Here is a 26,770-nt window from a genome sequence, read left to right as displayed (position 1 = left end):
GGGCCCCTCGAATCGTTCCGGCCCCGCCCCGGACCCGCTCGCCGGCTCCTCTCGCCCCAAACCGGAACCACGGCTATCCACAGGCCCGAACGACTGTCGGACCCCGGCGGTACCGTCGGGGCATGGTGCAACTGGCTGTGGTCGAAGGGGTTCTCGAGCGGATCACCTACGCCAACGAGGAGAGCGGCTATACGGTCGCGCGCGTCGACACCGGGCGCGGCGGCGGCGACCTCCTCACGGTGGTCGGCGCGCTGCTCGGCGCGCAGCCCGGCGAGTCGCTGCGCCTGGAGGGGCGTTGGGGATCCCACCCGCAGTACGGCAGGCAGTTCACCGTGGAGAACTACACGACGGTCCTGCCCGCCACGATCCAGGGCATCCGCCGCTATCTGGGCTCGGGCCTGATCAAGGGCATCGGCCCGCGCATCGCCGACCGCATCGTCAGCCACTTCGGCACGGACACCCTCGACGTCATCGAGAGCGAGCCCGCCCGCCTGATCGAGGTCCCCGGGCTCGGCCCCAAGCGCACCCGCTCGATCGGCGCCGCCTGGGAGGAACAGAAGGCCATCAAGGAGGTCATGGTCTTCCTGCAGGGCGTCGGCGTCTCCACCTCCATCGCCGTACGGATCTACAAGAAGTACGGCGACGCCTCGATCTCCGTCGTCCGCAACCAGCCCTACCGCCTCGCCGCCGACGTCTGGGGCATCGGCTTCCTCACCGCCGACCGGATCGCCCAGTCCGTCGGCATCCCGCACGACAGCCCCGACCGGGTCAAGGCGGGCCTGCAGTACGCCCTGTCGCAGTCCGCCGACCAGGGGCACTGCTTCCTGCCCGAGGAGCAGCTCATCGCGGACGCCGTGAAGCTCCTCCAGGTGGACACCGGCCTGGTCATCGACTGCCTCGGCGAACTCGCCGCGGACGAGGAGGGGGTCGTGCGCGAGAGCGTTCCCGGCCCCGACGGCGGCGAGCCGGTCACGGCCGTCTATCTGGTGCCCTTCCACCGCGCGGAGCTCTCCCTGGCCGGGCAGCTGGCGCGACTGCTGCGCACCGAGGAGGACCGCCTGGCGGCGTTTCAGGACGTCGACTGGGACAAGGCCCTGACCTGGCTCGCGGGGCGTACGGGCGCGGAGCTGGCGGCCGAGCAGCAGCAGGCGGTCAGACTCGCGCTGACCAGCAGGGTCGCGGTCCTCACCGGCGGGCCGGGCTGCGGCAAGTCCTTCACCGTGCGGTCCGTGGTGGAGCTGGCCCGGGCCAAGAAGGCCAAGGTGGTGCTGGCCGCGCCCACCGGGCGGGCGGCCAAGCGGCTCTCCGAGCTGACGGGCGCCGAGGCCTCCACCGTCCACCGGCTGCTGGAGCTCAAGCCGGGCGGCGACGCCGCCTACGACCGCGAGCGGCCGCTGGACGCCGACCTGGTGGTGGTCGACGAGGCGTCGATGCTGGACCTGTTGCTGGCGAACAAGCTCGTCAAGGCCGTGCCTCCGGGAGCGCACCTGCTGCTCGTCGGGGACGTGGACCAGCTGCCGTCGGTGGGGGCCGGCGAGGTGCTGCGCGACCTGCTCGCCGACGGCGGGCCGGTCCCGGCGGTCCGGCTCACCCGGATCTTCCGGCAGGCCCAGCAGTCCGGGGTGGTCACCAATGCACACCGCATCAACTCCGGGACGCACCCCATCACTCAGGGGATGCAGGATTTCTTCTTCTTCGTCGAGGAGGACACCGAGGAGGCGGGCCGGCTCACCGTGGACGTGGCGGCGCGGCGCGTCCCCGCCCGGTTCGGCCTCGACCCGCGCCGCGACATCCAGGTGCTGGCTCCCATGCACCGCGGCCCCGCGGGCGCCGGGACGCTCAACGGACTGCTTCAGCAGGCCATTACGCCCGCCCGCCCCGACCTTCCTGAGCGGCGCTTCGGCGGCCGGGTCTTCCGGGTGGGCGACAAGGTCACCCAGATTCGCAACAACTACGAAAAGGGGCAGAACGGAGTCTTCAACGGCACGGTGGGCGTGGTCACCGCGCTGGACGCCGTCGAGCAGCGTCTGACCGTGCGTACGGACGAGGACGAGGAGGTCGGCTACGACTTCGACGAGCTCGACGAGCTCGCGCACGCCTACGCGGTCACCATCCACCGCTCGCAGGGCAGCGAGTACCCGGCCGTGGTGATCCCTGTCACCACGGGGGCCTGGATGATGCTGCAGCGCAATCTGCTGTATACGGCGGTCACCAGGGCCAAGCGGCTCGTGGTGCTGGTGGGTTCCCGGCGTGCACTGGGGCAGGCGGTGCGCACGGTGTCCGCGGGCAGGCGCTTCACAGGGCTCGATTACCGGCTCACGGGGAGCGGCGGAAGACGTGACGGAGGTGGCATTCGTCTCTGAGCGGTTTACCAATGCGGGCGAAGGGGGCAGGATGGGCAGGCTGGGCGGCACTGAGTGCCGCCTTTAGGCCCTATGGCCGACCCCGAGTGCACGTACATCGTCCAAATGGGGGAAGGTAGGGGTAGTCAGGGCACCTCGAAGAAGAGGCACAACGTCGGTGAGGGATGACGTGAGCGACAACTCTGTAGTAGTGCGGTACGGGGACGGCGAGTACAGCTACCCGGTGGTCGACAGCACTGTCGGCGACAAGGGCTTCGACATCGGCAAGCTGCGTGCCCAGACCGGTCTGGTGACCCTGGACTCCGGCTATGGCAACACCGCCGCCTATAAATCCGCGATCACCTACCTCGACGGTGAGCAGGGCATCCTGCGCTACCGCGGTTACCCGATCGAGCAGCTGGCCGAGCGCAGCTCGTTCCTCGAGACGGCGTTCCTGCTGATCAACGGCGAGCTGCCGACCGTCGACGAGCTGGCGACCTTCAAGGGCGAGATCACCCAGCACACCCTGCTGCACGAGGACGTCAAGCGGTTCTTCGACGGCTTCCCGCGTGACGCCCACCCGATGGCCATGCTGTCCTCCGTGGTCAGCGCGCTGTCGACCTTCTACCAGGACAGCCACAACCCGTTCGACGAGAAGCAGCGTCACCTGTCCACGATCCGGCTGCTGGCCAAGCTGCCGACGATCGCGGCGTACGCCTTCAAGAAGTCGATCGGTCACCCGATCGTCTACCCGCGCAACGACCTCGGCTACGTCGAGAACTTCCTGCGCATGACCTTCTCGGTGCCCGCCGCGGAGTTCGAGCTGGACCCGGTCGTCGTCAGCGCCCTGGACAAGCTGCTGATCCTGCACGCCGACCACGAGCAGAACTGCTCGACCTCGACCGTGCGCCTGGTGGGCTCCTCGCAGGCCAACCTGTTCGCGTCGATCTCGGCCGGCATCAACGCCCTGTGGGGCCCGCTGCACGGTGGCGCCAACCAGTCGGTGCTGGAGATGCTCGAGAGCATCCAGCGCAACGGCGGCGACGTGGACTCCTTCATCCGCAAGGTGAAGAACAAGGAGGACGGCGTCCGCCTGATGGGCTTCGGCCACCGCGTCTACAAGAGCTTCGACCCCCGGGCGAAGATCATCAAGGCGGCGGCGCACGACGTCCTCTCCGCGCTCGGCAAGTCCGACGAGCTGCTGGACATCGCGCTGAAGCTGGAGGAGCACGCGCTCTCCGACGAGTACTTCGTCTCGCGCAACCTCTACCCCAACGTGGACTTCTACACCGGTCTGATCTACCGGGCCATGGGCTTCCCGACCGAGATGTTCACCGTGCTCTTCGCGCTCGGCCGGCTCCCCGGCTGGATCGCCCAGTGGCACGAGATGATCAAGGAGCCCGGCTCCCGCATCGGTCGTCCGCGCCAGATCTACACGGGCGTCGTCGAGCGCGACTTCGTCCCGGTCGAGCAGCGCTGACCCCCGTACGGCACTGGGGTCCGCGTCCCGCGGGCCCCTGGGCGCCCCGCACCGCTCCGGCGGTGCGGGGCGCCCTCGCGTTTTCGGCCTGCAGTGCGTTTTCGGCCCGCGGCGGGGCCCGGGCATGCGAAACCCGCAGGAAGCCCGGCATGCGAAAAGCGCCCCGTCTCCGATCCCCCCACGGGTCGGAGCGAGGCGCTTTTCTGTCCCGGCGCGGATTCCCCCCACGGGACCCGGCCGGGAGCCGACGGACGCGATCTGCCGGGACGCGTACGTACGGGAGGGCCGCTCAAAGCTCCCCGGGTACGTGTCCCGGCCACGCGTAGCCGGTCCGTCCCCCAAGACGATCCAGCACTGCCTGGTTAGACCAATGTCCCCCCACGATGGTTACCTGCCAATCGCTGTGATCTAGGTCTCCAGGAGAAAACGGGACGTCAGGGGCGTCGGGGACGTCAGGCGCGGCCGACGAGCTCGTAGCCCGCCTCGTCCACGGCCGCGCGGACCGCCTCGTCGTCCAGGTCGGCGCCGGCGGTGACGGTGACCAGGCCCGTGGCCGCCACGGCCTGGACCGAGGTGACGCCGGCGATCGTGGAGAGCTCGCCGGTCACGGCGGACTCGCAGTGGCCACAGGTCATGCCGGTCACCTTGTAGACGGTGGTGGTCATGTGGACTCCTCGGTAGGGAAGATTCGTGTGCCGTACGACGGCGGTACCAGACTACCCCCCGGGGGTATTCCCGGGGGGTAGGGGTGAGGGGGAAATGCGCCGCGGGCGTCAGGATCTCGGGCGGCGGTTGCGGTTGCCGGGCCGGGAGGCGACCCAGCTGCGGATGGTGTCGGCGAACCAGTACGGCTTCCCGCCCTCGCTGAGGTCCGGGGAGGGCAGCAGTCCGTGCTTGCGGTAGGACCGCACGGTGTCGGTCTGCACACCGATGTGCGCCGCGATTTCCTTGTAGGACCAGAGTCGACGGTCGGTCATCTCTCGCGCCTCTCCGCTGCGCCGCAGTCACGGAGGGGGGTCCGTGGGGGGAACTGCGACGCGGCCTTGGTGATCGTCAGCCTGCCCCCGGAGAACGACGCAGAGTGATCAGGCGGAGCCGTTGTCCGGCTCCTGTGACGGAAGGCTCGCGCGGATGTGACGCTCGTAACAAGAAGGTGACTCCGTAACAGCCGTCCTTCCGCGGGCCCCCGCCGGCCCGGCGGGTCGCCGCCCAGGCGGCCCCGGCTCCCGTCAGCCCACGTCCGCGAGCCGCACCGGACGCCGCTCGCGCCGTGAGACCTCGCAGGCCTCGGCGATGTGCAGGGCGCGCAGCCCCTCCGCCCCGGGGCAGGGGCTCGCGGAGCCGTCCCGTACCGCCCGTACGAACGCCGCGAGCTCGGCCCGGTACGCGCCCTCGAACCGCTCCAGGAAGCCCCGCCAGGGCCGCGCGGGCGCCCCGGGCCCGTCCGGCTCGGCCGAGGTCAGCGGCGCGCGCCCGGACAGCCCCACCACCCACTGGTCGCGCTCCCCGGACAGCTCCGTGCGCACGTCGTACCCGGCGCCGTTGTACCGGGTGGCCGTCGCCGTCACCAGCGTGCCGTCGTCCAGCGTGAGCAGCGCCGCGGCGGTGTCCACGTCGCCGGCCTCGCGGAAGAAGGCGGCACCGGCGTCCGAGCCGCGCGCGTACACCTCCACCACCTCGCGCCCGGTCAGCCAGCGCACCGCGTCGAAGTCGTGGACCATGCAGTCCCGGATCAGCCCGCCGGAGTGCGGCAGGAACTCCGGCGGGGGCGGCGCGGCGTCGGAGGTGACGCAGCGGATGGTGTGCACCCGCCCCAGCGCCCCCGAGCGCAGCGCCTCCCGGGCCGCCAGGAAGCCGGCGTCGAAGCGGCGCTGGAAGCCGATCTGCAGCAGGGTGCCCGCCGCCTCCACCTCGCGCAGCGCGGTGACCGTGCCGGCCAGGTCCAAGGCGACGGGCTTCTCGCAGAACGCGGGCAACCCGGCCCGGGCCGCGCGGGTGATCAGGTCGCCGTGCGCGGTGGTCGTGGCGGCGATCACGACCGCGTCCACGCCGCGCCGGTTGAGGACTTCGCCCACCGTGCGGGCCGCGTGCGCGCCGACGGCGCGCGCCAGCGCCGCCGCCCGCGCCGGGTCGGCGTCGGCGACCACCAGCTCGGCGACGCCGTCGGTGCCCGCCAGCGCGGCGGCGTGGAAGGTGCCGATGCGCCCCGCGCCGAGCAGCCCGATCCGCAGTCCGCCGTGGTTCACGGTGCTCATCCTCCGTAGAGGGCCGGGCGCGGCACGAGCGTGACGGGCGTGCGTTCGCCGGTGGCCTGGGCCCGTACCCCGGCCTCGCAGACGGCGGCGGCCGCGTAGCCGTCCCAGACGCCGGGGCCCGTGGTCTCGCCGCGCCGGGTGGCGTCCACCCAGGCCTGCACCTCACGGTCGTAGGCGGCGCGGAAGCGCACCACGTAGTCCGGGGCGATCTCCCCGCCCCACCGGCCGGCGGTGTTGACGTAGAGGCCGTGGGCGTCGCCGGCCCGGGCCGTGCCGTGTTCGCCGACCGCCTCGCAGCGCACCTGGTAGCCGAAGCCGCAGTTGAGGAAGACCTCGACGTCGACGACCGCGCCCTCCGCGGTCTCGAACAGCACGAGCTGGGGGTCGCTCAGCCCCCCGGGCGCGGCGGACGAGGAGGCGGGGCGCAGCACGGTGACGTGGGTGATCTCCTGGCCCAGCAGCCAGCGCGCCACGTCGATCTCGTGGACGACCGAGTCGTTGATCGTCATCGGGCCGGTGAAGCCGGGCGGGGTGGCGGCGTTGCGGTGGGTGCAGTGCAGCATCAGCGTCCGTCCGAACGCGCCGGAGTCCAGCAGCGCCTTGAGCTGTTGGAACTCGGCGTCGTAGCGGCGCATGAAGCCCACCTGCGCCCGCCGGTGCCCCAGCCGGACCTCCGCCTCCATCACCCGCAGCGCGGACGCGGCGTCCGGGGTGAGCGGCTTCTCGCACAGCACGGGCAGGTCGCGGGCGAACGCCTCCAGCAGCGCCGCCTCGTGGGCCGGGCCGGGGGAGGCGACGAGGACGGCGTCCACGGCGTCGTCCGCCATCGCGGCGGCCGGGTCGGTGTAGGCGGCGCAGCCCGGCACGGAGGCGGCCACGGCCCCGGCGCGCTCGCCGTCGATGTCGACGACGGCCGCCACCCGGGCCCCGCTGATGACCTCGTCGATGCGCCGGACGTGGTCCGAGCCCATCCTGCCGGTGCCGATCACGGCCACGCCGAGTGTTCCGTCTCGCGTCATTGCACGTTCCTCAAAGCTGGGGGGCCTCGGAGCTGGTGGGGCGGCGCCCTAGGCGCCGCAGGAGCGCAGGAAGGCGCGGGTGCGCCGGGCGATGGGCAGGGGCTTGCCGGGCGGGCAGGGGTACATGTCCTGCTCGACGATGGCGAAGAGGTCGACGCCCAGGCCCTGCGCCGCGGTCAGGACGGGCTCCAGCGCGGGGACGCCCGTCGGCGGTTCGCACATCACGCCCTGCGCCACGGCCGGGCCGAAGGGCGTGCCCCGCTCCACGACGCCCGCGAGGACGGCCGGGTCCACCTGCTTGAGGTGGAGGTAGCCGATCCGCTCGCCGTAGGTCTTGATGAGCTTGACGCTGTCGCCGCCGCAGTAGGCGTAGTGCCCGGTGTCCAGGCACAGGTGGACCAGCGCGGGGTCGGTGGCGTCGAGGAACCGCTCGACGTGCGCCTCGGTGTCGATGTGGGTGTCCGCGTGCGGGTGGACGGCGATGGTCATCCCGTACACGTCGAGGACCTCGCGCGCCAGGCGTTCCATGCCGGAGGCCAGGTGGCGCCACTGTTCGGCGGTCAGCTCGTGACTCTCGATCACCTCGGCCGTCCTGTCGTCGCGCCAGAAGGAGGGGATGACGACGAGGTGGCCGGCCCCCGTGGCGCGGGCGAGGCCCGCGACCCGGGAGACCTGCTCCCAGGTCTCCTCCCAGACGGCCGGGCCGCGGTGCAGGGCGGTGAAGACCGTGCCGGCGCTGACGCGCAGACCCCTGCTGCCGGTCTCCTCCAGCAGCAGATCGGGGTCGGTGGGCAGATAGCCGTAGGGGCCCAGCTCGATCCACGCGTAGCCGGCCTCGGAGACCTCGTCCAGGAAGCGCCGCCAGGGCACCTGCGCCGGGTCGTCGGCGAACCAGACGCCCCAGGAGTCGGGGGCGGATCCGACGCGGATCCGGTCCAGGGCGGGGGGAGGGGGCGAAGGCGTGGCGGTGGAGTCCATGCGGCGGCTCTCCTCTCGCCGGTCGGCGTTGACCGGTGAAGGCTTAAGGATGCCCGTAGCTTCATGGCTGTGCGGAAGAGTGTCAAGATTTCGTCCGGACATAAGGACGTAACGTCAATAGCGGCTCGATGACGTCCTTATGTAAGGACAAATGCTTGACAGGGTCGTCCGCCCCCCGCTAGACCTGAGCCCGGAGCGAGCCGCCGCGCGGAGGGGACGAGGAAGACCATGACCGGTCCGTACGAACTCATCACCATGGGCCGGCTGGGGGTGGACCTCTATCCGCTCCAGACCGGGGTGCCGCTCGCGCGGGTCGAGACGTTCGGGAGGTTCCTGGGCGGCTCGGCGGCCAACGTGGCGGTCGCCGCCGCCCGGCTGGGCCGCCGGACCGCGCTGATCAGCCGCACCGGCGACGACCCCTTCGGCGGCTACCTCCACGACGCGCTGCGCGACTTCGGCGTGGACGACCGCTGGGTGACCCCGGTGGCCGCCTACCCCACGCCCCTCACCTTCTGCGAGATCCACCCGCCGGACGACTTCCCGCTGTACTTCTACCGCCGGCCCAAGGCGCCCGACCTGGAGATCCACACCGACGAACTGGACCTGGACGCCGTCCGGGCCGCCCGCGTCTTCTGGATGACCGGCACGGGCCTGAGCGAGGAGCCCAGCCGCACCGCCACACTGGCCGCGCTCGAGGCCCGGGGCGGGCGTGGGACGACCGTCTTCGACCTGGACTGGCGGCCGGTGTTCTGGGGCGACGCCGGCGCCGCGGCCGCCCGCCCGCTGTACGCGGCCGCCCTGGCCCACGCCACCGTGGCCGTCGGCAACGTCGACGAGTGCGAGGTCGCCACCGGCGAGCGCGAGCCGTACGCCGCCGCGCGGGCGCTGCTGGCCGCCGGCGTGGAGCTCGCCGTCGTCAAGCAGGGGCCGAGGGGCGTGCTGGCCGTCCACCGCGACGGCACCACCGCCGAGGTTCCGCCGGTGCGCGTCGAGGTGCTCAACGGGCTCGGCGCGGGCGACGCGTTCGGCGGCGCGCTGTGCCACGGGCTGCTCGCGGGGTGGGAACTGGAGCGGGCCGTACGGTTCGCCAACGCCGCCGGGGCCGTCGTCGCCTCCCGGCTGGCCTGCTCCGCCGCGATGCCGACCCACGACGAGGTCACGGACCTGCTGGACCGGTCCGCAGAGAGGGACCGGCCGGCCGAAAGGGACCGTTCAGCAGAGACGGACCGGTCCGTCGAGAGGGGCCGGCCCGTCGAGATGGACCGTTCCGCCGAGAATGAGGGTTCCCCGTGAGCATCCGTATCGCCGACCTGCCGCGCGTGCGCAGCCGCCACCCCGAGGCCGTGGCCGAGGCCGCCGCCCGGCGCGCGCGCCGCCCGCTCGTCGGCGACAGCGGCCGGCTGATGATCGTCGCCGCCGACCACACCGCGCGCGGCGCGCTCGACGTGGGCGGGCGGCACCTGGCCATGGCCAACCGGTCCGACCTGCTGGAACGGCTGTGCCTGGCCCTCTCGCGGCCCGGCGTGGACGGCGTGCTCGCCACCGCCGACATCCTCGACGACCTGCTGCTGCTCGGCGCCCTGGAGAACAAGGTCGTCATGGGCTCCATGAACCGCGGCGGCCTCTTCGGGGCGTCCTTCGAGATGGACGACCGCTTCACCGGGCCCCGCGCCGACGACATCGTCCGGCGGGGCTTCGACGCCGGCAAGCTCCTGCTGCGCATCGACTACGACGACCCCGGTTCGCTCACCACGATGGAGTCGGCCGCGCGCGCGATCGACGAGATGGCGGCCCGCCGGCTGCCCGTGTTCGTGGAGCCCTTCCTCTCCCGGCGGGTCGACGGCCGTGTGCGCAACGACCTGAGCGCGGAGGCGGTCACGAAGTCCCTCGCCATCGCGTCGGGCCTGGGCGCGACGTCCGCCTACACCTGGCTGAAGGTGCCGGTCACCGACGACGCATGCGACATGGCGCGGGTGATGGAGGCCTCGACGCTGCCCGCCGTACTGCTCGGCGGCGACGTGGGCGACGACCAGGACGCCGCCTACGAGCGGTGGCGGTCGGCGCTGCGGCTGCCCACGGTGCAGGGGCTGGTGGTGGGAAGGGCGCTGCTGTACCCCGCCGACGGTGACGTGGTCCGGGCGGTCGACACGGCGGTGGGGCTGCTGTGACCGCGTCCGCACCGGCGCAGCGCCGGAAACGGAGGAAGGCCTTCCGCTACGGCGGCGAGCGGCCCCTGACGACCTGTCCGGCGTGCCGAGCGAGGAGAGACGCGCATGACCTCTGACCACCGACACCTGCCCGCCGGAGCCGGCGCCGACGGCGCCTACGACCTGGACATCGGACCGGAGCGCGCCGGATGGACGTACTCCTCGCTGCGGGTGGTGACCCTGCGGCCGGGCGCGGCCCACACCTTCGACGCCGGCGACAGCGAGTGGATCGTGCTGCCCCTTGCCGGCGGCTGCACCGTCACCACCACCGGTGACGGCGGCGGCGAGATGACGTTCGAACTGAACGGCCGCGACAGCGTCTTCACCGCCGTCACCGACTTCGCCTACGTCCCGCGCGACGCGCGCACCACGCTGACCTCACCTGGTGGGGGACGGTTCGCGCTCGCCGGGGCGCGCTGCGAGCGGGCGCTGCCCGCCCGGCACGTGCCCGCCTCCGCCGTCCCCGTCGAACTGCGCGGCACCGGCAGCTGCTCCCGCCAGGTCAACAACTTCGCCGCCGCCGACGTCTTCGCGTGCGAGCGGCTCATCGCGGTCGAGGTCCTCACCCCGGGCGGCAACTGGTCCTCCTACCCGCCCCACAAGCACGACGAGCACCACGCCGGCGAGGAGTCGGAGCTCGAGGAGATCTACTACTTCGAGATCGCCGCCGCTCCCGGCGGCGAGGCGGGCCTCGGCTACCAGCGCGTGTCGCCGTCCCGCGAGAAGGGCACGGACGTCCTCGCCGAGGTCCGCACCGGCGACGCCGTGCTGATCCCCGACGGCTGGCACGGTCCTTCCATCGCGGCGCCCGGCCACGCCATGTACTACCTCAACGTGATGGCCGGCCCCGGCCCTGGCCGCGAGTGGCTCATCCGCGACCACCCCGCCCACGCCTGGATCCGCTCCACCTGGCCCGGCCAGGACCCCGACCCCCGCCTGCCGCTGTACGAAGCGCCCTGAGGAGGCCCTTGATGACGACCCGACGGCTCACCGTCGCCCAGGCGCTGGTGGAGTTCCTCGCCCACCAGTACACCGAGCGCGACGGCCGCCGGCACCGCCTGATCGCCGCCTGCTGGGGCATCTTCGGCCACGGCAACGTCGCCGGCGTCGGCCAGGCCCTGCTGGAGTCCGGGGACGCGCTGCCCTACCTCCAGGGCCGCAACGAACAGGCAATGGTGCACGCCGCCGTCGGATACGCCCGGCACAACGACCGGCTCTCCGCCCACGCCGTCACCACCTCCATCGGCCCCGGCGCCACCAACCTCGTCACCGGCGCCGCCCTCGCCACGATCAACCGGCTGCCCGTCCTCCTGCTGCCCGGCGACACCTTCGCCACCCGTCCCGCCGACCCCGTCCTGCAGCAGCTCGAACACCCCGGCGCGGGCGACGTCTCCGTCAACGACTGCCTGCGCCCGGTCTCCCGCTTCTTCGACCGGATCACCCGCCCCGAGGCGCTGATCCCCGCCGCCCTCCAGGCGGCGCGCGTCCTCGCCGACCCCGTCGAGACCGGCGCCGTCACCCTCGCCCTGCCGCAGGACGTGCAGGCGGAGGCGTACGACTGGCCGGAGGAGTTCCTCGCCGACCGCGTCTGGCCCGTACGCCGTCCCGCCCCCGACCCGGCGGAGCTCGAGGCTGCGGCCGCGGCGGTACGGGCCGCCCGGCGGCCCCTGCTGATCGCCGGCGGCGGGGTCCACCACAGCGAGGCCGAGGACGCCCTGCGCGCCCTCGCCGACGCCACCGGCATCCCCGTCGCCTCCACCCAGGCGGGCAAGGGCTCGCTGCGCCACGACCACCCGTGCGACGTCGGCGGCATCGGCCACACCGGCACCGCCGTCGCCGACGCGCTCGCCGCCGGCGCCGACGTCGTCATCGGGGTCGGCACCCGCTACAGCGACTTCACCACCGCGTCCGCCACCCTCTTCGCCGCCCCGGGCGTCCGCTTCGTCAACCTCAACATCACCCCCTACGACGCCCACAAGATGGCCGGCCTGCCGCTCGTCGCCGACGCCCGCACCGGGCTCGAGGCGCTGACCGAGCGGCTGGCCGGTCACCGCGTCCCGGACGCGTACGCCAGTGCGTACACCGCCGGGAAGGCGGAGTGGGAGGCGACGGTCACGCGCGCGTACTCGTCGCGGGACGGCCGGGGCGACGGTGCCCGCCCCACCCAGGCGCAGGTGCTCGGCGCGCTGGACGCCGTGGTGGGCGACGAGGACGTGATCATCAACGCGGCGGGCTCGCTGCCGGGCGACCTGCACAAGCTCTGGCGGGCCCGCTCCCGCCGCCAGTACCACCTGGAGTACGGCTACTCCTGCATGGGCTACGAGATCCCGGCCGCCATCGGCGTACGGCTCGCCGACCCCGGCCGGCCCGTGTGGGCCCTGGTCGGCGACGGCACGTACCTGATGATGCCGACCGAGCTCGTCACGGCCGTGCAGGAGGGCGTCGCGATCAAGGTGATCATCGTGCAGAACCACGGCTACGCCTCGATCGGCGGGCTCTCGGAGTCCGTCGGCGGCGAGCGCTACGGCACCGCCTACCGCTTCCGGGCGCCCGACGGCACGTACACCGGCGATCCGCTGCCCGTCGACCTGGCCGCCAACGCCGCCTCCCTCGGCATGACCGTGCTGCGCGCCCGCACCACCCGCGAGCTGGGCGCGGCGCTCGCCGAGGCGCGCGCCTCGGACCGGCCCACATGTGTCTATGTGGAGACCGAAACAGCCGACACAGTGTCCGGCGCGCCTCCGGCGCAGGCGTGGTGGGATGTGCCTGTCGCCGAGACCGCGACCCGCCCGGCGGCCGTGACGGCCCGGGAGGAGTACGACCGCAACGCCGCCGCCCGTCGTCGTTATCTTTGACCGTAAGGAAGGCCGAGCAGATGAAGACCGTCAACCACTGGATCGACGGCAAGTCCGTCGAGGGCGGCTCCGGCACCTACGGGCCGGTGACCGACCCGGCGACCGGCGCCGTCACCACCCGGGTCGCCTTCGCGTCGGTCGAGGAGGTCGACGCGGCCGTCGCGGCCGCCAAGGCCGCGTACGCGACGTGGGGCGGCTCCTCGCTGGCCGCGCGCACCTCGGTGCTCTTCCGCTACCGCGCGCTGCTGGACGCCCACCGCGACGAGCTCGCCGCGCTGATCACCGCCGAGCACGGCAAGGTGCACTCCGACGCGCTGGGCGAGGTCGCCCGCGGCCTGGAGATCGTGGAGCTGGCCTGCGGGATCACCACCCAGCTCAAGGGCGAGCTGTCCACCCAGGTCGCGAGCCGGGTGGACGTCGCCTCCATCCGGCAGCCGCTCGGCGTCGTCGCGGGCATCACGCCCTTCAACTTCCCGGCCATGGTGCCGATGTGGATGTTCCCGCTCGCCATCGCCTGCGGCAACACCTTCGTGCTCAAGCCGAGCGAGAAGGACCCCTCGCCCGCGATCCGCCTCGCGGAGCTCGCCGCCGAGGCCGGCCTGCCGGACGGCGTCCTCAACGTCGTCAACGGCGACCGGACCGCCGTCGACCGGCTCCTGGAGCACCCGGACGTCGCGGCCGTCTCCTTCGTCGGCTCCACGCCCATCGCCCGCCACATCCACACCACCGCCACCGCCCACGGCAAGCGCGTCCAGGCTCTCGGCGGCGCCAAGAACCACATGCTGGTCCTGCCCGACGCCGACCTGGACGCCGCCGCGGACGCCGCCGTCTCCGCCGCCTACGGCTCGGCCGGCGAGCGCTGCATGGCCATCTCGGCGGTCGTCGCGGTCGGCGGGACCGGCGACGAGCTGGTGGCGAAGATCCGCGAGCGCGCCGAGAAGATCAAGATCGGGCCGGGCGACGACCCCACGTCCGAGATGGGCCCGCTGATCACCAAGGCCCATCGCGACAAGGTCGCCTCCTACGTCCACGACGCCGCCGCCCAGGGCGCGGAGGTCGTCCTCGACGGGACCGGCTTCACGGTGGCCGGCTACGAGGACGGCCACTGGATCGGGCTGTCGCTGCTGGACAAGGTCCCCACCACCGCCGACGCCTACCGCGACGAGATCTTCGGCCCGGTGCTGTGCGTGCTGCGCGTCGCGACGTACGAGGAGGGCGTGGCCCTCATCAACGCCTCGCCGTGGGGCAACGGCACGGCCGTCTTCACCCGCGACGGCGGTGCGGCCCGGCGCTTCCAGCTGGAGGTCGAGGCGGGCATGGTGGGCGTCAACGTGCCCATCCCGGTGCCGGTGGGCTACCACTCCTTCGGCGGCTGGAAGCACTCCCTGTTCGGCGACCACCACATCTACGGCAACGACGGCGTGCACTTCTACACCCGCGGCAAGGTCGTCACCACCCGGTGGCCCGACCCGGCCGACGGCGGGGTGGACCTGGGGTTCCCCCACCACCGGTAAGCCGGTTGGGTTGCCCCGGTTTGCTTCGGTATGGACCGTAAGCTCGGGGCATGACCTGGTCGAGCGCGCTGAAGGACACCGCACGCGCCGGGCTGACGATCGAGAAGGCCAGCCTGGAGCCGATGGTCGCGCTGCGCGGCGCGTGCGGTGTCGCGATCGTCATCGGACTCACGCTGTGGCTGGGCACCCCACGGCTCGCGGTGTCCTCGGCGTTCGGCGCGTTCGCCTCGGGACTGGCGACCTTCCAGCGCAGCTGGCGGCCGCGGCCGGTCCTCGCGCTCGCCGTGGCGATGGGGCTGGCCTTCAGCACGTTCGTGGGCTACATGGCCATCGCGAACCATGTGCTCTTCGTCGTCCTGCTGGCCCTGTGGACGCTGCTGGCGGGCATGGCCTGGGCGATCGGGCCCGTCTCGGGGATGGTGTCCTCGCAGATGGTCGCCGTCATGCTGTTCACCGTGACCCTGCCCACCTCCGTGCTGGGGGCGCTGCACCACGCCGGCCTGATCGCCTTCGGCGGGCTCGTGCAGGCCGCGCTCATCGTCGTCTTCCCCATCCGGCCCTGGGGGCGCCAGCGCGACGCCCTCGCCGACGCGCTCGCCGCCGAGGCCGACTACGCGCGCCGGCTCCGCCACGACCCGGTGGCCACCTTCGACCCGCAGCCGCTGATGGACGCCCGCAGCGCCGCCGCCATGACCCCGCGTCAGGCCCGACGGCGGCCCGGCCAGCTCGGCGGCCCGCGCGGCCTCGCCGAACGGCTGCGGCCCGTACTGGCCTCGCTCGCCGACCCCGTCCTCGGCGCGCCCCCCGAAGGCCCCGAGCGCGACCGGGTCCGCGAACTGCTCGGCGCCGCGGCGGCCGTCCTCGACGCGGTGGCGCACGCGGTCCGCTGGGGGCGGCCGGTGAAGGTCAGCCCGGAGGCCATGGCCGCGCTGGACGTGCCCGACGAGACCCGCCCGGTGCTCACGGGCGCCGCCCAACGGTCCGCGCTACGGCTGATCGTGCTCCTCGCCGACGTCGTGGAGTCCGCCGACGAACGCGTCGAGTCCACCCGCCCCACCGTCCCCGAGGAGCGCCGCCACCTGCTGCGCCCCTCCGTGCCCCGCCTCGTGCCCGTCGGCCTGCGCGCCCTGCGCCGCGAGGCGCGCTGGTCCTCGGCCATCGGACGGCACGCCGTGCGGGTCACGGCGGTGGTCTCGCTCGGCTACGCCCTGGGCTCCATGCTGCCCCTCGGGCACGGCTACTGGGCCCCCATGACCTCGGTGATGGTCATGCGTCCCGACTTCGCCCAGACCTACTCGCGCGGCGTCGCCCGCTTCGCCGGGACCGTGGTCGGCGTCTGGCTCGCCGGCGGGCTGATGGCGCTGTTCCACCCGGGCATGTACGTGTGCGCGGGGCTGGCCGTGCTGTGCATCGGGCTGATGTACCTGCTGATGCGCACGGGCTACAGCGTCGCCTCCACCTGCATCGCCGCCTACGTCGTCTTCCTGCTGGGCATCGCGGGCGAGGGCTGGTCGCAGACCGTCTGGGCCCGCCTCGCACTGACCCTGCTGGGCGGACTGCTGGCGCTCGCCGCGTACGCCGTCTTCCCCGCCTGGGAGACGCTCCGGCTGCGCGACCGCCTCGCCGACTGGCTCGACGCCAACGGCCGCTACGCCCTCGCGGTCCTCGCCCGCTACGCCCACCCCGACGTCCGCAAGCCGCGCCGGGTGCGCGAGGCCCTGCTGGACCAGCGGGCGGCCCGCCTGGAATGGGAGGAGGCCGTCGCCCGCGCGGAGAAGGAGCCGGTGCGCCACCGCGGCATCTCCCGCCGCGCGGAGCGCGCGGCGGAGTCGGCCATGGCCATGATGGGCCGGGCCACCATGCTGATGGAGGCTCACCTCCCCGACAGCGACGCCCCGCCGTCGCCGGGCGCCGAGGCCTTCGCCGCCGCCCTGCGCGACGCCCTGCCGGACGCGACGGCGGCCGTACGGGAGCGCCGCCGCCCGGACTGGACCGCGCCGCACGAGGCGTACGCCGCGTGGCGGGCGGCCGTGGACGAGGAGGGCGTGGCGGTCCGGGCGACCGAACTGCTACTGGACGCCGTGGACGAGCTGGCGGACGCCGTGGCGCCGCGCAGGCGGCGGGAGGCGCCGGGGCGGCCTACGGCGTGAACAGCCGGTCCAGGTGGGCGTCGGCCAGCGCCAGCGCCTCGGCCGGCGAGTGCACGTCGAGCAGCGTGTAGCTGGTCAGCCCGTCGACCAGGCAGATCAGCAGCGTCGCCTCGGTGTCCGGGTCGCGGTCCGGGGCGATCTGACCCTCCGCCATCGCCCGCCGGATCTGGTCCGCGAACAGCGCCCGCAGCAGCGGAACGCCCTCCTTCGCATGTTCCCGCAGCCGTTCGTCGTGCACGGCCTGCAGGAAGTACGCGACCTGCACCAGGTTGCCGCTGCGGCTCTCGTCGTCCAGCGGCAGCATCTCGGCGACCGACTCGCGCAGGATCACGCGCGGCGAGGGAGCGGTCGCCGACGCCTCGACGCGCGCCCGGACGCGCCGCGCGGCGAGCTCGTTGACGTGCTCGAGCGCGAACACCAGCATGTCGCCCTTGCTGCGGAAGTAGTGCTGCAGCTGCCCGAGCGAGATGCCCGCCTCGGCCGCCACGTCGCGCAGGCTCGCGCCCTCGAGGCCGCGCGTGGACGCGATCCGCCAGAGGGCCTCGGCGATGCGGCGTCGGCGTTCGTCGTGATCGACACGCTTGGGCACGTTTCCTGCCTCTCGTTTTTACAGGTCAGTTGTATTGCCATACGCTGCGGGCCTGGCAGTACAACTGACTTGGAAAGAATGGGGGACATGGTGGCCGGAAACCCGCACCATTCTCAAATCGGGCGGCTCCGGCCCCCACGGCACCGCGCCGGCCCCCGCGCCCGCCGCTGGTGGACCGCCCGGGCCTGGCTCGCCGTCGGCGGCCCGGCGCTCCTCGTCTCCGGCGCCCTCCTCGCCCCGTCGGCCCTCTTCTTTCCCGGGGCGCTGTTCTGGCTGGCCCCGCTCACCGCCGCCGCCCTCGCCCCCGCGCTCGGCTACGCCCTTCTCGCGCCCGCCCGGCGCTGTCGCACCCACGCTTGGGAGGTGGGGGAGTCGGCCGTCTACGCGGCGAGCGGCTGGTACTGGCGACGGCGCCGGATCGTCGCCCTGGCCGGCGTGCGCGACGTCGCCGTCCGGCGCGGACCGTTGCAGCGGCTGTACGGGCTCGCCACCGTCACCGTCACCACCGGCTCCACCGCGGCCGACCTGCGGATCGCGGGCGTGCCCGAGGCCGAGGCCCGGACGCTGGCCGAGCGCATCCGGACGGGGGTGGCGGCGTGACGGTCCTCGCCACGGCGGACATCCGCCGGCTCCGCTACGCCCCGCTCACCTTCTGGGTCTGGGGAGGCGTCCTCATCGCCGCCGGAACGGTGTGGAAGATCCTCAAGGCGACGGGCGTCAAACCCTGGCGGCTCGGCTTCGTGCGGCGCCTGGCCGAGGCGTTCGGCGGCGACGCGCTGTGGGTGTCCGTCCCCCTGGCGCTCGCGGCCATGACCGCGCTGGGCGTGGCGGGCGCGCTGGGCCTGCACGCCCTGACCTGGTCGCGGTACCGGCTCGAGCGCACCGCCGAGGGCGGCCTCACCGTCCGCCGGGGCCTTTCGGGCAAGGACGCCGTCTCCATCGCGCCCGATCAGCTGTGCGGGGTCGCGCTGCGTGAGCCGCTGCTGCTGCGGGCCGGCGGCGGAGCGTCCGTACGGGCCGTGGCGGGCGGCCTCGGCAACCGCGACCAGAACCGCACCCGCAGCGTGGTCCTGCCGCCGTCGCCGAAGGCGGAGGCCGAGCGGGTGTGCGCGGGCGTGCTCGGCGAGGGCGAGGGCGTGGACGTGGCCGGGCTGCGCGGGCATCCCCGGGCCGGTCTGCGGCGACGGGTCGTGGCCGCCCTCGGCTGGTGGGTGCTGCCGGTGGTCGTGGTGCTCGCGGTGCTGGGGTGGCTGCTCGCACTGCCCGTGCTGCTCGCCTGCGCGGCGGGCTGGGCGCTGGCCGTCACTCCGGTCGCGCTGATCCTCGCCCGGGACGCTTACCGGGGGCTCGGGCACGCCGTCCGAGGCCGCTATCTCGTCGTGCGATCCGGCACGTTCGGACGGGAGACGGTGACCCTCGCCCGGAATGCCGTACAGGCCTGGACATTTACCGATACGCCCTTTGCGCTCCGGGCAGGTGTGGTCACTCTCACTGCGGCGGTGCCCGGAGGGGAGGACGGATATCGCATTCGGGACATGTCGGCGGCGGAAGCGGCCGAGTTCGCGGAGTACGCGGCTCCGGGAATCGTCCGTGAGTTCTTGATCGATACAGATGCCTGAAAAGTCTGTCGTACATTCGCACCCAACTTTTTGTTATCTGCGGGCCGATCCCCGGTCTCCTAGGTGTCGGATCGAACGCCAACGTGGCGGGTGCGGAAAGAGGTGCGGGCGTGAAGAGTGTGAGCGTGGCCGTGATCGAGGCGGCGCGGGCCGGTGACACGGCGGCCCAGGACGAGCTCGTCGCCACCCACCTGCCGTTGGTCTACAACATCGTCGGGCGGGCCCTCAACGGCCACGCGGACGTCGACGACGTCGTCCAGGACACCATGCTCCGCGTGATCAACGGCCTCGACGGGCTGCGCGATCCCGCGAGCTTCCGCTCCTGGCTCGTCGCGATCACCATGAACCAGATACGCAGCCACTGCCGGGAGCCCCACCCCGAGGCTCCCGTCAGTGGCCTGCAGGACGTGGTCGGCGAGATCGCCGACCCCAAGGCCGACTTCGTCGACCTGACCATCGTGCGACTGGGTCTCGCGGGGCAGCGCAAGGAGGCCGCCGAGGCCACCCGCTGGCTCGACGAGGGCGAGCAGGAGGTCCTGTCGCTGTGGTGGCTGGAGGCCGCCGGCGAGCTGACCCGCGCCGAGGTCGCCTCCGCGCTCGAGCTCACCCCCCAGCACGCGGCCGTGCGCATCCAGCGCACCAAGGCCCAGCTGGACATCGCCCGGGGCGTGGTCCAGGCGCTCGCCGTCCAACCCCGCTGCCCGCAGCTCGCCGAGACCACCGCCACCTGGGACGGCGTCCCCTCCGCGCTGTGGCGCAAGCGCATCGCCCGCCACGTGCGCGGCTGCGGCCGCTGCACCGGCGCCCTGGCCGTGCTGGTCCCGGCCGAGGGGCTGCTCGTCGGCCTCGGCCTGGTGCCCCTCGGGGGCGCGCTGCTCGGCTGGTGGCGTGGCGCCGCGACGCTGCCGACGCAGTCGGTGGCCCACGCCGCCCCGATGGGCGGCCGCGCCCAGGCCCGCCGCGCGAGCGGTCACGGCCGACGCGCCGGCCGTGGCCACGGGGCACCCCGTACGAACCGCACGACCCGGCGGGCCGCGGTCGGCGCCGGCGTGCTGGCCCTCATAGCCGGCGGCGTGCTCGGCGGCGGCTACCTCTTCCAGAGCGAGCCCGAGAAGACCGTCAGGACCGAGGCGGACGCCGCCACGAGCGACCTGAAGCAGCTCAACGCCGGCGAGCCGTCGCCGCTGCGCCCCACCGCTTCGCAGTCCGCCAAGCCCAGCGCGTCGGCCTCGGCCAGCCCGTCGCCCAGCAGCTCCACGCCGGGGGCCAAGGCCTCGGCCAAGGCGTCCCCGTCCTCCTCCGCCGACGCCCCCGAGCGCACGGCCGCCGCGCCCAAGCCCACCCCGCGCAAGACCAAGGCCCCCTCCGGCGGTGGCGGGCCCCTCGCCCAGCAGGTCGTCGACCTCGTGAACGCCGAGCGCGCGAAGGCCGGTTGCTCGCCGGTGACGGAGAACAGCCTCCTCGACGCCGCCGCCCAGGGCCACTCCGACGACATGGCCGCCCGCGGCTTCTTCGACCACACCAACCCCGACGGCAAGGGCCCCGGCGAGCGCATCACCGCCGCCGGCTACCAGTGGAGCACCTACGGCGAGAACATCGCCTACGGGCAGCAGACCCCCGCCTCGGTCATGGACTCCTGGATGAACAGCTCCGGCCACCGCAAGAACATCCTCAACTGCAGCTTCAAGGAGATCGGCATCGGCATCAACAAGGCCCCCGGCGGCCCGAGGTGGACCCAGGTCTTCGGGGCGCGATAGGCGGGTCAGGCGGCGCCCCGGCGCCGCCGCTGCCGCCGCACCCAACGGGGCAGGACCCGTAGCGGCACCAGCAGCCCCCACCAGAACTTCGCGGCGGTGGGGGACGCCACGGCGACGGGAATCGACGTGGCGAAGACGACGGCCAGGGTCGCGTTGGCGTACAGCAGCCGCGCGACCCGCCCCGGCGACGCCTCCGGCACGAGCGGCGGGCCGCCGCCGGCGCGCAGCCGCAGGGTCATGACGGTCAGCAGCGCCGCGGTCAGCGCGATGGCGGCGGCGTAGCCGGCCGTGGCCTGAGCGGTCTCGCCGTACTCGCTGAGCAGCCGGGTGGGGAACGGCAGCGCGGCGATCACGGCCAGCAGCGCCAGCTCCAGGCGCACCGTCGCCCGGTCGATCTCGACGATCAGGCTGAACAGCCGGTGGTGCGCGAGCCACAGCAGGCCGACGACCGTGAAGCTGAGCAGATACGCGTAGACCTTGACCAGCACCTCGCCCAGCGCGTGGCCGAGCTGCCCGGCCGAGAGGCCTTCGGGGACGCGGATCTCCAGGGCCAGCAGCGTGATGGCGATGGCCGTCACCGCGTCGGCGAACGCCAGCAGCCGGTCCTTGCCTATCCCGTATGCATCGCTTCCGTACGCATCGCGCGGCACGGCATAAATCGTACGGAAGGTGGCGCCGCGTCATCGCCGTCGCCCGGTAAACCGCACGATCGGGTGAGCCGCCGTGGTCATGTCCCGCGCCGGACTCCTCCCTTGACCGTGGCGCGGAGGTACTCGCGGTTCATCGTGCTGATCGCCGTGAGCGGGATGCCCTTGGGACAGGCGGTGGCGCACTCGCCGGTGTTGGTGCAGCCGCCGAAGCTCTGCGCGTCCATCGCGTCGACCATGCCGAGCACGCGTGACGCCCGCTCCGGGGCGCCCTGCGGCAGGACGTTGAGGTGGACCACCTTCGCCGCCGTGAAGAGCATCGCCGAGCCGTTCGGGCACGCGGCCACGCAGGCGCCGCAGCCTATGCACTCGGCGTGCTCGAAGGCGAGGTCCGCGACGGGCTTGGGCACGGGCGTGGCATGGGCCTCGGGGGCCGAACCGGTGGGCGCGGAGACATAGCCGCCCGAGGCGATGACGCGGTCGAAGGCCGAACGGTCGACGACGAGGTCCTTGACCACGGGGAAGGCGGCCGCGCGCCACGGTTCGACGTCGATCGTCTCGCCGTCGCGGAAGTGACGCATGTGGAGCTGACAGGTGGTGGTGCGCTCGGGGCCGTGCGCCCGGCCGTTGATGACCATGCCGCACGCGCCGCAGATGCCCTCGCGGCAGTCGTGGTCGAAGGCGACGGGATCGTCACCGGCGAGGATGAGCTCCTCGTTGAGGTGGTCGAGCATCTCCAGGAAGGACATGTCCTCGCTGATACCCGTGACCTCGTAGGTGGTCATGGCGCCGGGCCCGGCCGCGTCGCGCTGGCGCCAGATGCGCAGGGTGAGGTTCACGCGTAGCTCCGCTGGGTGGGGTGGACGTACTCGAAACGCAGGTCTTCCTTGTGCAGGACGGGCGCGGCGCCGGGGGCGGTGAACTCCCAGGCCGTCGCGTACGCGAACTCCTCGTCCCGGCGCGCCGCCTCGCCGTCGGGCGTCTGGCTCTCCTCGCGGAAGTGCCCTCCGCAGGACTCGGAGCGGTGCAGCGCGTCGAGACACATCAGCTCGGCGAGCTCCAGGTAGTCGACGATCCGGTTCGCCTTCTCCAGCGACTGGTTGAGCTCCTCGCCCGAACCCGGCACCTTGATCCGCCGCCAGAACTCCTCGCGCAGCTCGGGTATCCGGCCCAGCGCCTTGCGCAGGCCGCTCTCGGTGCGGGACATCCCGCACTCGTCCCACAGCAGCTCGCCCAGCTCGCGGTGGAAGGACTCCGGCGTCCGGTCGCCGTCGTTCTCCAGCAGCCGGCGCAGGCGGGCCGTCACCTCCGCGACCGCCCCGGCGGCCGCGGGGTGGTCGTGCGGCACCTCGTCGTGGGGGTGGCGGGCGAGATAGTCGTTGATGGTGGCGGGCAGGACGAAGTAGCCGTCGGCCAGGCCCTGCATCAGGGCCGAGGCGCCCAGGCGGTTGGCGCCGTGGTCGGAGAAGTTGGCCTCGCCGATCGCGAAGAGACCGGGGACGGTGGTCTGCAGGTCGTAGTCCACCCACAGGCCGCCCATCGTGTAGTGGATGGCCGGATAGATGCGCATGGGCACCTCGTACGGATCCTCGGCGGTGATCCGCTCGTACATCTCGAAGAGGTTGCCGTAGCGGGCCTCGACGGCCTCGCGGCCCATGCGGGCGATCGCGTCGGCGAAGTCGAGATAGACGCCCTGGCCGCCGGGCCCCACGCCGCGCCCCTCGTCGCAGACGTTCTTGGCGGCGCGCGAGGCGATGTCGCGCGGGACGAGGTTGCCGAAGGCGGGGTAGATCCGCTCCAGGTAGTAGTCGCGCTCGTCCTCAGGGATCTCGGCCGGCGGGCGGGTGTCGCCCCTGGCCTTGGGCACCCAGATGCGGCCGTCGTTGCGCAGCGACTCGCTCATCAGGGTCAGCTTCGACTGGTGGTCGCCGGAGCGCGGGATGCAGGTGGGGTGGATCTGGGTGAAGCAGGGGTTGGCGAAGTGCGCGCCGCGCCGGTGGGCGCGCCAGACGGCGGTGGCGTTGGAGTTCTTGGCGTTGGTCGAGAGGTGGAAGACGTTGCCGTAGCCGCCGCTGGCCAGCACCACGGCATCGGCCAGGTAGGTGTCGACACGGCCGGTGACCAGGTCGCGGGCGACGATGCCGCGCGCCCGCCCGTCGACGACGATCAGGTCGAGCATCTCGGTGCGGGTGTGCATCTCGACGCCGCCCGCGTCGATCTGGCGGCTGAGCGCCTGGTACGCGCCGAGCAGCAGCTGCTGCCCGGTCTGCCCGCGGGCGTAGAACGTTCTGGACACCTGCACACCGCCGAACGAACGGGTGTCCAGCAGGCCGCCGTACTCGCGGGCGAAGGGCACGCCCTGCGCCACGCACTGATCGATGATCTCCACCGAGATCTGCGCCAGGCGATGCACATTGGACTCGCGGGCGCGGAAGTCGCCGCCCTTGACGGTGTCGTAGAAGAGGCGGTGGACGGAGTCGCCGTCGTTGCGGTAGTTCTTCGCGGCGTTGATGCCGCCCTGCGCGGCGATGGAGTGGGCGCGGCGCGGCGAGTCCTGGTAGCAGAACTGCACGACGCGGTAGCCCTGTTCGGCCAGCGTCGCCCCCGCCGCGCCGCCCGCGAGGCCGGTGCCGACGACGATGACGGTGTGTTTGCGGCGGTTGGCGGGGTTGACCAGTCTCGCCTCGAAGCGGCGGCGGTCCCAGCGCTCGGCGATCGGCCCGCCGGGAGCCGCCGCGTCGACGAGCGGCTCGCCGACGGCGTAGTGGAGATACTCGCTCATCTCAGCTCACGACTCCTGTCAGAACACCGAGGGGCACGGCGATGAAGCCGCAGGTCAAGAGCGCCGCGAGGGCATTGGCGACGGTCTTCAGGGCCCGGTCGCGGCGGGGCGAGCCCGCGCCCAGCGTCTGGGCGGCGCTCCAGAAGCCGTGCCGGATGTGCAGCCCGAGGGCGAGCATCGCGGCGATGTAGAAGGCGGAGACGTACCAGCGGTCGAAGGAGGCGACGAGGTTCTCGTACGGGCGGCCCTCCTGGGCGTTGGGGTTCACGTCGAGGGTGGTGAGGTCGAGGATGTGCCAGACGACGAACAGGGCGAGGATCACTCCGCCCCAGCGCATGGTGCGGGTGGCGTAGCTCTTGCGGCGCGGCCTGTGCGCGTACTTCGCCGGGCGCGCCGCCAGGTCGCGGCGGCTGAGCTGGTACGCGGCCACACCGTGCAGGACGACCGACGCGCTCAGCGCCACCCGGGCGGTCCACAGGAACCACTCGCGGTGCAGGAACGGCTCGCCGATGGTGCGGATCCAGTGCCCGTAGTGGTTGAACTCCCCGGCGCCGAAGAACACTTTGAGGTTGCCCATCATGTGGGCGACCAGGTACGCCAGCATGACCAGGCCGGTGGCGGCCATGACCGCCTTCTTGCCGACGGTCGAGCGCCACGCGGAGCGGATGAGGGACGGAGGCCGGTCCGTCCGGGTCGCCAGTGCCATGCCGCCGACGCTAGGGCGGGTGCCCACGATGCGTCCAAGACATGATCGGGCTCGTTTCCATAGGTACCTCCTATCTATCGTGGTGGGGTGCAACTTCAGCAGCTCCGCTACTTCGCCACGGTCGCCGAGGCGCGGCACTTCACCCGGGCCGCGGAGGCCCTGCATGTGGCCCAGCCTTCGCTGTCCCAGCAGATCCGCGCGCTGGAGCGCGAGTTGGGCGCCGAGCTCTTCCATCGGGCCCGGGGCAACATCACTCTCACCGACGCCGGCGAGGCCCTGCTGCCGCTCGCTCGCCGCATCCTCGCCGACACCGAGACGGCGCACCGTGAGGTGCAGGAGGTCGCCCAGCTGCGGCGCGGCCGGGTCCGGCTCGGTGCCCCGCCGAGCCTGTGCGCGAGCCTGGTGCCGGACGTGCTGCGCACGTACCACGCACGCTTTCCCGGCATCGAGCTGCACGTCGACGAGGGCGGCTCCCAGGATCTGGTGCGCCGCCTGGCCGACGGCGGGCTCGACCTGGCGCTGATCATCACCCCGCTCGGCGTCGGTGCCCCGGCGCTGGTGACGACGGAGCTGCTGCGGGAGGACCTGGTGGTGGTCTCGGCCCCGTCCGGGCCCCCGCCCACGCGTCGGGGCCATATCCGGGTGGGGGAGCTGCGGGATCTGCCGATGGTGATGTTCCGGCGTGGCTACGACCTGCGGGAGATCACCACCGCCGCGTGTCGTGCGGCGGGCTTCGAACCCTCCTTCACCGTCGAGGGCGGCGAAATGGACGCCGTCCTGGGTTTCGTGCGCGCGGGTCTCGGGCTCGCCGTCGTCCCCGGGATGGTCGCGGCCCGTTCCGGACTGCGCGTCACCCCCTTCGAGGACGACCGCATGCGCCGTACCGTGGCCGTCGCGCACCGGAAGGATGCGCCGCCTCCGCGCGCGGCCCGTGAGCTGCGGCGTGTGCTGCTCGAGCACTTGGGCGAGGAGTGAGCGCCCGGGGGTGCGGTGTGACCGGCCCCAGGGTGTGACCGTTTGCCGCGCCGGGGGCGGGCCCGGCGGCTTGGGGGCGGGGCTCAGCCCTCGCCGAGGTCGGCGCTGACGATCGCGCGGAGCGCGGCGAGGTGGGAGCGGTAGGCCGCTCGCCCCTCCTTGGTCAGGCGCAGCCACACCCGCTGCCGGGTCTCGCGCACGGCCCGCCGCTGCTCGACGTAGCCGGCGTCGGACAGGACCGTGACGTGCTTGCTCAGCACGGACGGGCTGACGCCGAGCGTCTCGCGGATCGTCGCGAACTCGATCTCCTCGACGGCGTCCAGCGCGGCGCAGATCCTCAGCCGGTTCGGCGCGTGGATCGTCTCGTTGAAGCCGTCTTCGGGGGCGGTCACTATGCGGGTATGCCCTTCGTGCGGGAATGCCTTTCGAGTCCCAGGATGCCCCCTCCGACCAGCAGCGCGGCCGGCACCCAGACCCAAGGCATGTCGGCCTGGTGTTCCACGACGAGCGCGGTCACGTACACCGTGATGCCGAGGATCGCGCCGACGGCCATCTGGCGCCCCGTCTTCGGGGTGGCGCGGTGCATGACGCCCATCTTGCGCACCTGCAGGACCACGAACGTCATCATGCCCACGAACAGGACGCCCACGGCGGTGATGTCGAAGGGGTCGGGAAGCAGATTCGTGAGGAAGATCCCGACCAGGAACGCGGCCAGCGTGGGTTGGTACCACCGCCCGGGCGAGATCGCCCCGACCGCGGCCTGAGCCTGTTCCGCGAGGGCCAGGGCCTGGGCGGCGCTCTCCCGCGAGGGCATGGACGGGTCGGACGGCCGTGAGTTCTCATCAGTTGCCATGACGGAAAGTGAACCACGCTGTTTCCGTCATGGCAACTGGTA

24 protein-coding genes are annotated in these 26,770 nt (G+C 72.8%); 12 read left to right on the top strand and 12 right to left on the bottom strand.

What is annotated here, in order from left to right:
- Positions 1-122: 122 nt before the first annotated feature.
- Both recD2 and J1792_RS01415 read left to right on the top strand, forming a co-directional pair.
- Entirely contained in the window at positions 123-2,363 is a 2,241-nt protein-coding gene (gene recD2, locus J1792_RS01420) for an SF1B family DNA helicase RecD2 (RefSeq protein ID WP_086570640.1), read from the top strand.
- A 169-nt stretch (positions 2,364-2,532) separates the two neighbouring features.
- Positions 2,533-3,822: a citrate synthase gene (locus J1792_RS01415; protein WP_086570638.1), complete on the top strand. Its 1,290-nt coding sequence runs from the start codon at positions 2,533-2,535 to the stop codon at positions 3,820-3,822.
- A 452-nt stretch (positions 3,823-4,274) separates the two neighbouring features.
- Here the strand turns inward: J1792_RS01415 and J1792_RS01410 are convergent, their stop codons facing one another.
- From J1792_RS01410 to J1792_RS01390, 5 genes are all read right to left on the bottom strand, one after another.
- Complete coding sequence (locus J1792_RS01410) at positions 4,275-4,487, bottom strand: heavy-metal-associated domain-containing protein (protein ID WP_086570637.1); 213 nt, start codon at positions 4,485-4,487, stop codon at positions 4,275-4,277.
- Between the two features lie 108 nt (positions 4,488-4,595).
- A complete protein-coding gene (locus tag J1792_RS01405) occupies positions 4,596-4,799 on the bottom strand; it encodes a MerR family transcriptional regulator (protein ID WP_086570635.1) in 204 nt (67 codons plus the stop codon).
- Positions 4,800-5,051: 252 nt separating this feature from the next.
- Entirely contained in the window at positions 5,052-6,053 is a 1,002-nt protein-coding gene (locus tag J1792_RS01400; protein ID WP_179198925.1) for a Gfo/Idh/MocA family protein, read from the bottom strand.
- A 20-nt stretch (positions 6,054-6,073) separates the two neighbouring features.
- Entirely contained in the window at positions 6,074-7,096 is a 1,023-nt protein-coding gene (locus tag J1792_RS01395) for a Gfo/Idh/MocA family protein (protein WP_086570631.1), read from the bottom strand.
- A 48-nt stretch (positions 7,097-7,144) separates the two neighbouring features.
- Positions 7,145-8,074 carry a sugar phosphate isomerase/epimerase family protein gene (locus J1792_RS01390; RefSeq protein ID WP_207246501.1) on the bottom strand — a complete coding sequence of 310 codons (930 nt, stop codon included), beginning with the start codon at positions 8,072-8,074 and terminating at the stop codon, positions 7,145-7,147.
- 228 nt (positions 8,075-8,302) lie between these two features.
- Here J1792_RS01390 and iolC point away from each other — a divergent pair, with 228 nt between their 5' ends.
- The 6 genes from iolC to J1792_RS01360 all read left to right on the top strand — a co-directional run bounded on the left by iolC (position 8,303) and on the right by J1792_RS01360 (position 16,800).
- Complete coding sequence (gene iolC / locus J1792_RS01385; RefSeq protein WP_207246499.1) at positions 8,303-9,367, top strand: 5-dehydro-2-deoxygluconokinase; 1,065 nt, start codon at positions 8,303-8,305, stop codon at positions 9,365-9,367.
- On the top strand, positions 9,364-10,242 hold the full coding sequence (locus tag J1792_RS01380; protein WP_086568369.1) for a Cgl0159 family (beta/alpha)8-fold protein: 879 nt from the start codon (positions 9,364-9,366) through the stop codon (positions 10,240-10,242). Before iolC ends, J1792_RS01380 begins: the two co-directional genes overlap by 4 nt.
- A gap of 105 nt (positions 10,243-10,347) precedes the next feature.
- A complete protein-coding gene (iolB, locus tag J1792_RS01375) occupies positions 10,348-11,241 on the top strand; it encodes a 5-deoxy-glucuronate isomerase (protein ID WP_207246497.1) in 894 nt (297 codons plus the stop codon).
- Positions 11,242-11,252: 11 nt separating this feature from the next.
- Positions 11,253-13,136: a 3D-(3,5/4)-trihydroxycyclohexane-1,2-dione acylhydrolase (decyclizing) gene (gene iolD, locus J1792_RS35655; RefSeq protein WP_086568372.1), complete on the top strand. Its 1,884-nt coding sequence runs from the start codon at positions 11,253-11,255 to the stop codon at positions 13,134-13,136.
- A gap of 20 nt (positions 13,137-13,156) precedes the next feature.
- Positions 13,157-14,650, top strand: coding sequence for a CoA-acylating methylmalonate-semialdehyde dehydrogenase (locus tag J1792_RS35650; protein WP_207246496.1), 1,494 nt, complete (start codon positions 13,157-13,159; stop codon positions 14,648-14,650).
- A 50-nt stretch (positions 14,651-14,700) separates the two neighbouring features.
- Positions 14,701-16,800, top strand: coding sequence for an FUSC family protein (locus J1792_RS01360; protein WP_086568376.1), 2,100 nt, complete (start codon positions 14,701-14,703; stop codon positions 16,798-16,800).
- Here J1792_RS01360 and J1792_RS01355 read toward each other — a convergent pair.
- Positions 16,790-17,389: a TetR/AcrR family transcriptional regulator gene (locus J1792_RS01355; RefSeq protein WP_086568378.1), complete on the bottom strand. Its 600-nt coding sequence runs from the start codon at positions 17,387-17,389 to the stop codon at positions 16,790-16,792. The genes J1792_RS01360 and J1792_RS01355 overlap by 11 nt on opposite strands.
- Positions 17,390-17,476: 87 nt before the next feature.
- Between J1792_RS01355 and J1792_RS01350 the strand changes: the two genes are divergently transcribed.
- The 3 genes from J1792_RS01350 to J1792_RS01340 all read left to right on the top strand — a co-directional run bounded on the left by J1792_RS01350 (position 17,477) and on the right by J1792_RS01340 (position 20,765).
- Entirely contained in the window at positions 17,477-17,989 is a 513-nt protein-coding gene (locus J1792_RS01350) for a PH domain-containing protein (RefSeq protein ID WP_086568380.1), read from the top strand.
- Entirely contained in the window at positions 17,986-19,008 is a 1,023-nt protein-coding gene (locus tag J1792_RS01345; RefSeq protein WP_086568381.1) for a PH domain-containing protein, read from the top strand. Before J1792_RS01350 ends, J1792_RS01345 begins: the two co-directional genes overlap by 4 nt.
- 110 nt (positions 19,009-19,118) lie before the next feature.
- Positions 19,119-20,765 (top strand): sigma-70 family RNA polymerase sigma factor, encoded by a 1,647-nt coding sequence (locus J1792_RS01340; protein WP_207246494.1) that lies wholly within the window; start codon positions 19,119-19,121, stop codon positions 20,763-20,765.
- A 5-nt stretch (positions 20,766-20,770) separates the two neighbouring features.
- Here the strand turns inward: J1792_RS01340 and J1792_RS01335 are convergent, their stop codons facing one another.
- From J1792_RS01335 to J1792_RS01320, 4 genes are all read right to left on the bottom strand, one after another.
- A complete protein-coding gene (locus J1792_RS01335; protein WP_086574094.1) occupies positions 20,771-21,415 on the bottom strand; it encodes a TMEM175 family protein in 645 nt (214 codons plus the stop codon).
- 77 nt (positions 21,416-21,492) lie between these two features.
- Positions 21,493-22,251 (bottom strand): succinate dehydrogenase/fumarate reductase iron-sulfur subunit, encoded by a 759-nt coding sequence (locus tag J1792_RS01330; protein WP_086574092.1) that lies wholly within the window; start codon positions 22,249-22,251, stop codon positions 21,493-21,495.
- On the bottom strand, positions 22,248-24,194 hold the full coding sequence (locus J1792_RS01325; protein WP_086574090.1) for a fumarate reductase/succinate dehydrogenase flavoprotein subunit: 1,947 nt from the start codon (positions 24,192-24,194) through the stop codon (positions 22,248-22,250). The genes J1792_RS01330 and J1792_RS01325 overlap by 4 nt, the downstream gene beginning before the upstream one ends.
- 1 nt (position 24,195) lies before the next feature.
- On the bottom strand, positions 24,196-24,900 hold the full coding sequence (locus J1792_RS01320) for a succinate dehydrogenase cytochrome b subunit (protein WP_086574088.1): 705 nt from the start codon (positions 24,898-24,900) through the stop codon (positions 24,196-24,198).
- A gap of 87 nt (positions 24,901-24,987) precedes the next feature.
- Here J1792_RS01320 and J1792_RS01315 point away from each other — a divergent pair, with 87 nt between their 5' ends.
- Positions 24,988-25,875 carry a LysR family transcriptional regulator gene (locus J1792_RS01315; protein ID WP_207246492.1) on the top strand — a complete coding sequence of 296 codons (888 nt, stop codon included), beginning with the start codon at positions 24,988-24,990 and terminating at the stop codon, positions 25,873-25,875.
- A gap of 83 nt (positions 25,876-25,958) precedes the next feature.
- Here the strand turns inward: J1792_RS01315 and J1792_RS01310 are convergent, their stop codons facing one another.
- Both J1792_RS01310 and J1792_RS01305 read right to left on the bottom strand, forming a co-directional pair.
- Positions 25,959-26,267 (bottom strand): transcriptional regulator, encoded by a 309-nt coding sequence (locus tag J1792_RS01310; RefSeq protein WP_242705040.1) that lies wholly within the window; start codon positions 26,265-26,267, stop codon positions 25,959-25,961.
- On the bottom strand, positions 26,267-26,728 hold the full coding sequence (locus tag J1792_RS01305; RefSeq protein WP_143587794.1) for a hypothetical protein: 462 nt from the start codon (positions 26,726-26,728) through the stop codon (positions 26,267-26,269). Before J1792_RS01305 ends, J1792_RS01310 begins: the two co-directional genes overlap by 1 nt.
- Positions 26,729-26,770: the final 42 nt, after the last annotated feature.

The organism is Streptomyces triculaminicus, assembly GCF_017349075.1.
GTDB classification, from domain to species: Bacteria; Actinomycetota; Actinomycetes; order Streptomycetales; family Streptomycetaceae; genus Streptomyces; species Streptomyces triculaminicus.
This window is presented reverse-complemented; position numbering and strand designations above follow the sequence as displayed.

Bases quoted from the DNA above. Each gene is read 5' to 3' on its own strand.
- recD2 (WP_086570640.1), top strand. From the start codon at position 123: ATGGTGCAACTGGCTGTGGTCGAAGGGGTTCTCGAGCGGATCACCTAC.
- J1792_RS01410 (WP_086570637.1), bottom strand. From the start codon at position 4,487: ATGACCACCACCGTCTACAAGGTGACCGGCATGACCTGTGGCCACTGC.
- J1792_RS01405 (WP_086570635.1), bottom strand. From the start codon at position 4,799: ATGACCGACCGTCGACTCTGGTCCTACAAGGAAATCGCGGCGCACATC.
- J1792_RS01395 (WP_086570631.1), bottom strand. From the start codon at position 7,096: ATGACGCGAGACGGAACACTCGGCGTGGCCGTGATCGGCACCGGCAGG.
- J1792_RS01390 (WP_207246501.1), bottom strand. From the start codon at position 8,074: ATGGACTCCACCGCCACGCCTTCGCCCCCTCCCCCCGCCCTGGACCGG.
- iolC (WP_207246499.1), top strand. From the start codon at position 8,303: ATGACCGGTCCGTACGAACTCATCACCATGGGCCGGCTGGGGGTGGAC.
- iolB (WP_207246497.1), top strand. From the start codon at position 10,348: ATGACCTCTGACCACCGACACCTGCCCGCCGGAGCCGGCGCCGACGGC.
- iolD (WP_086568372.1), top strand. From the start codon at position 11,253: ATGACGACCCGACGGCTCACCGTCGCCCAGGCGCTGGTGGAGTTCCTC.
- J1792_RS35650 (WP_207246496.1), top strand. From the start codon at position 13,157: ATGAAGACCGTCAACCACTGGATCGACGGCAAGTCCGTCGAGGGCGGC.
- J1792_RS01360 (WP_086568376.1), top strand. From the start codon at position 14,701: ATGACCTGGTCGAGCGCGCTGAAGGACACCGCACGCGCCGGGCTGACG.
- J1792_RS01350 (WP_086568380.1), top strand. From the start codon at position 17,477: ATGGTGGCCGGAAACCCGCACCATTCTCAAATCGGGCGGCTCCGGCCC.
- J1792_RS01325 (WP_086574090.1), bottom strand. From the start codon at position 24,194: ATGAGCGAGTATCTCCACTACGCCGTCGGCGAGCCGCTCGTCGACGCG.
- J1792_RS01320 (WP_086574088.1), bottom strand. From the start codon at position 24,900: ATGGCACTGGCGACCCGGACGGACCGGCCTCCGTCCCTCATCCGCTCC.
- J1792_RS01305 (WP_143587794.1), bottom strand. From the start codon at position 26,728: ATGGCAACTGATGAGAACTCACGGCCGTCCGACCCGTCCATGCCCTCG.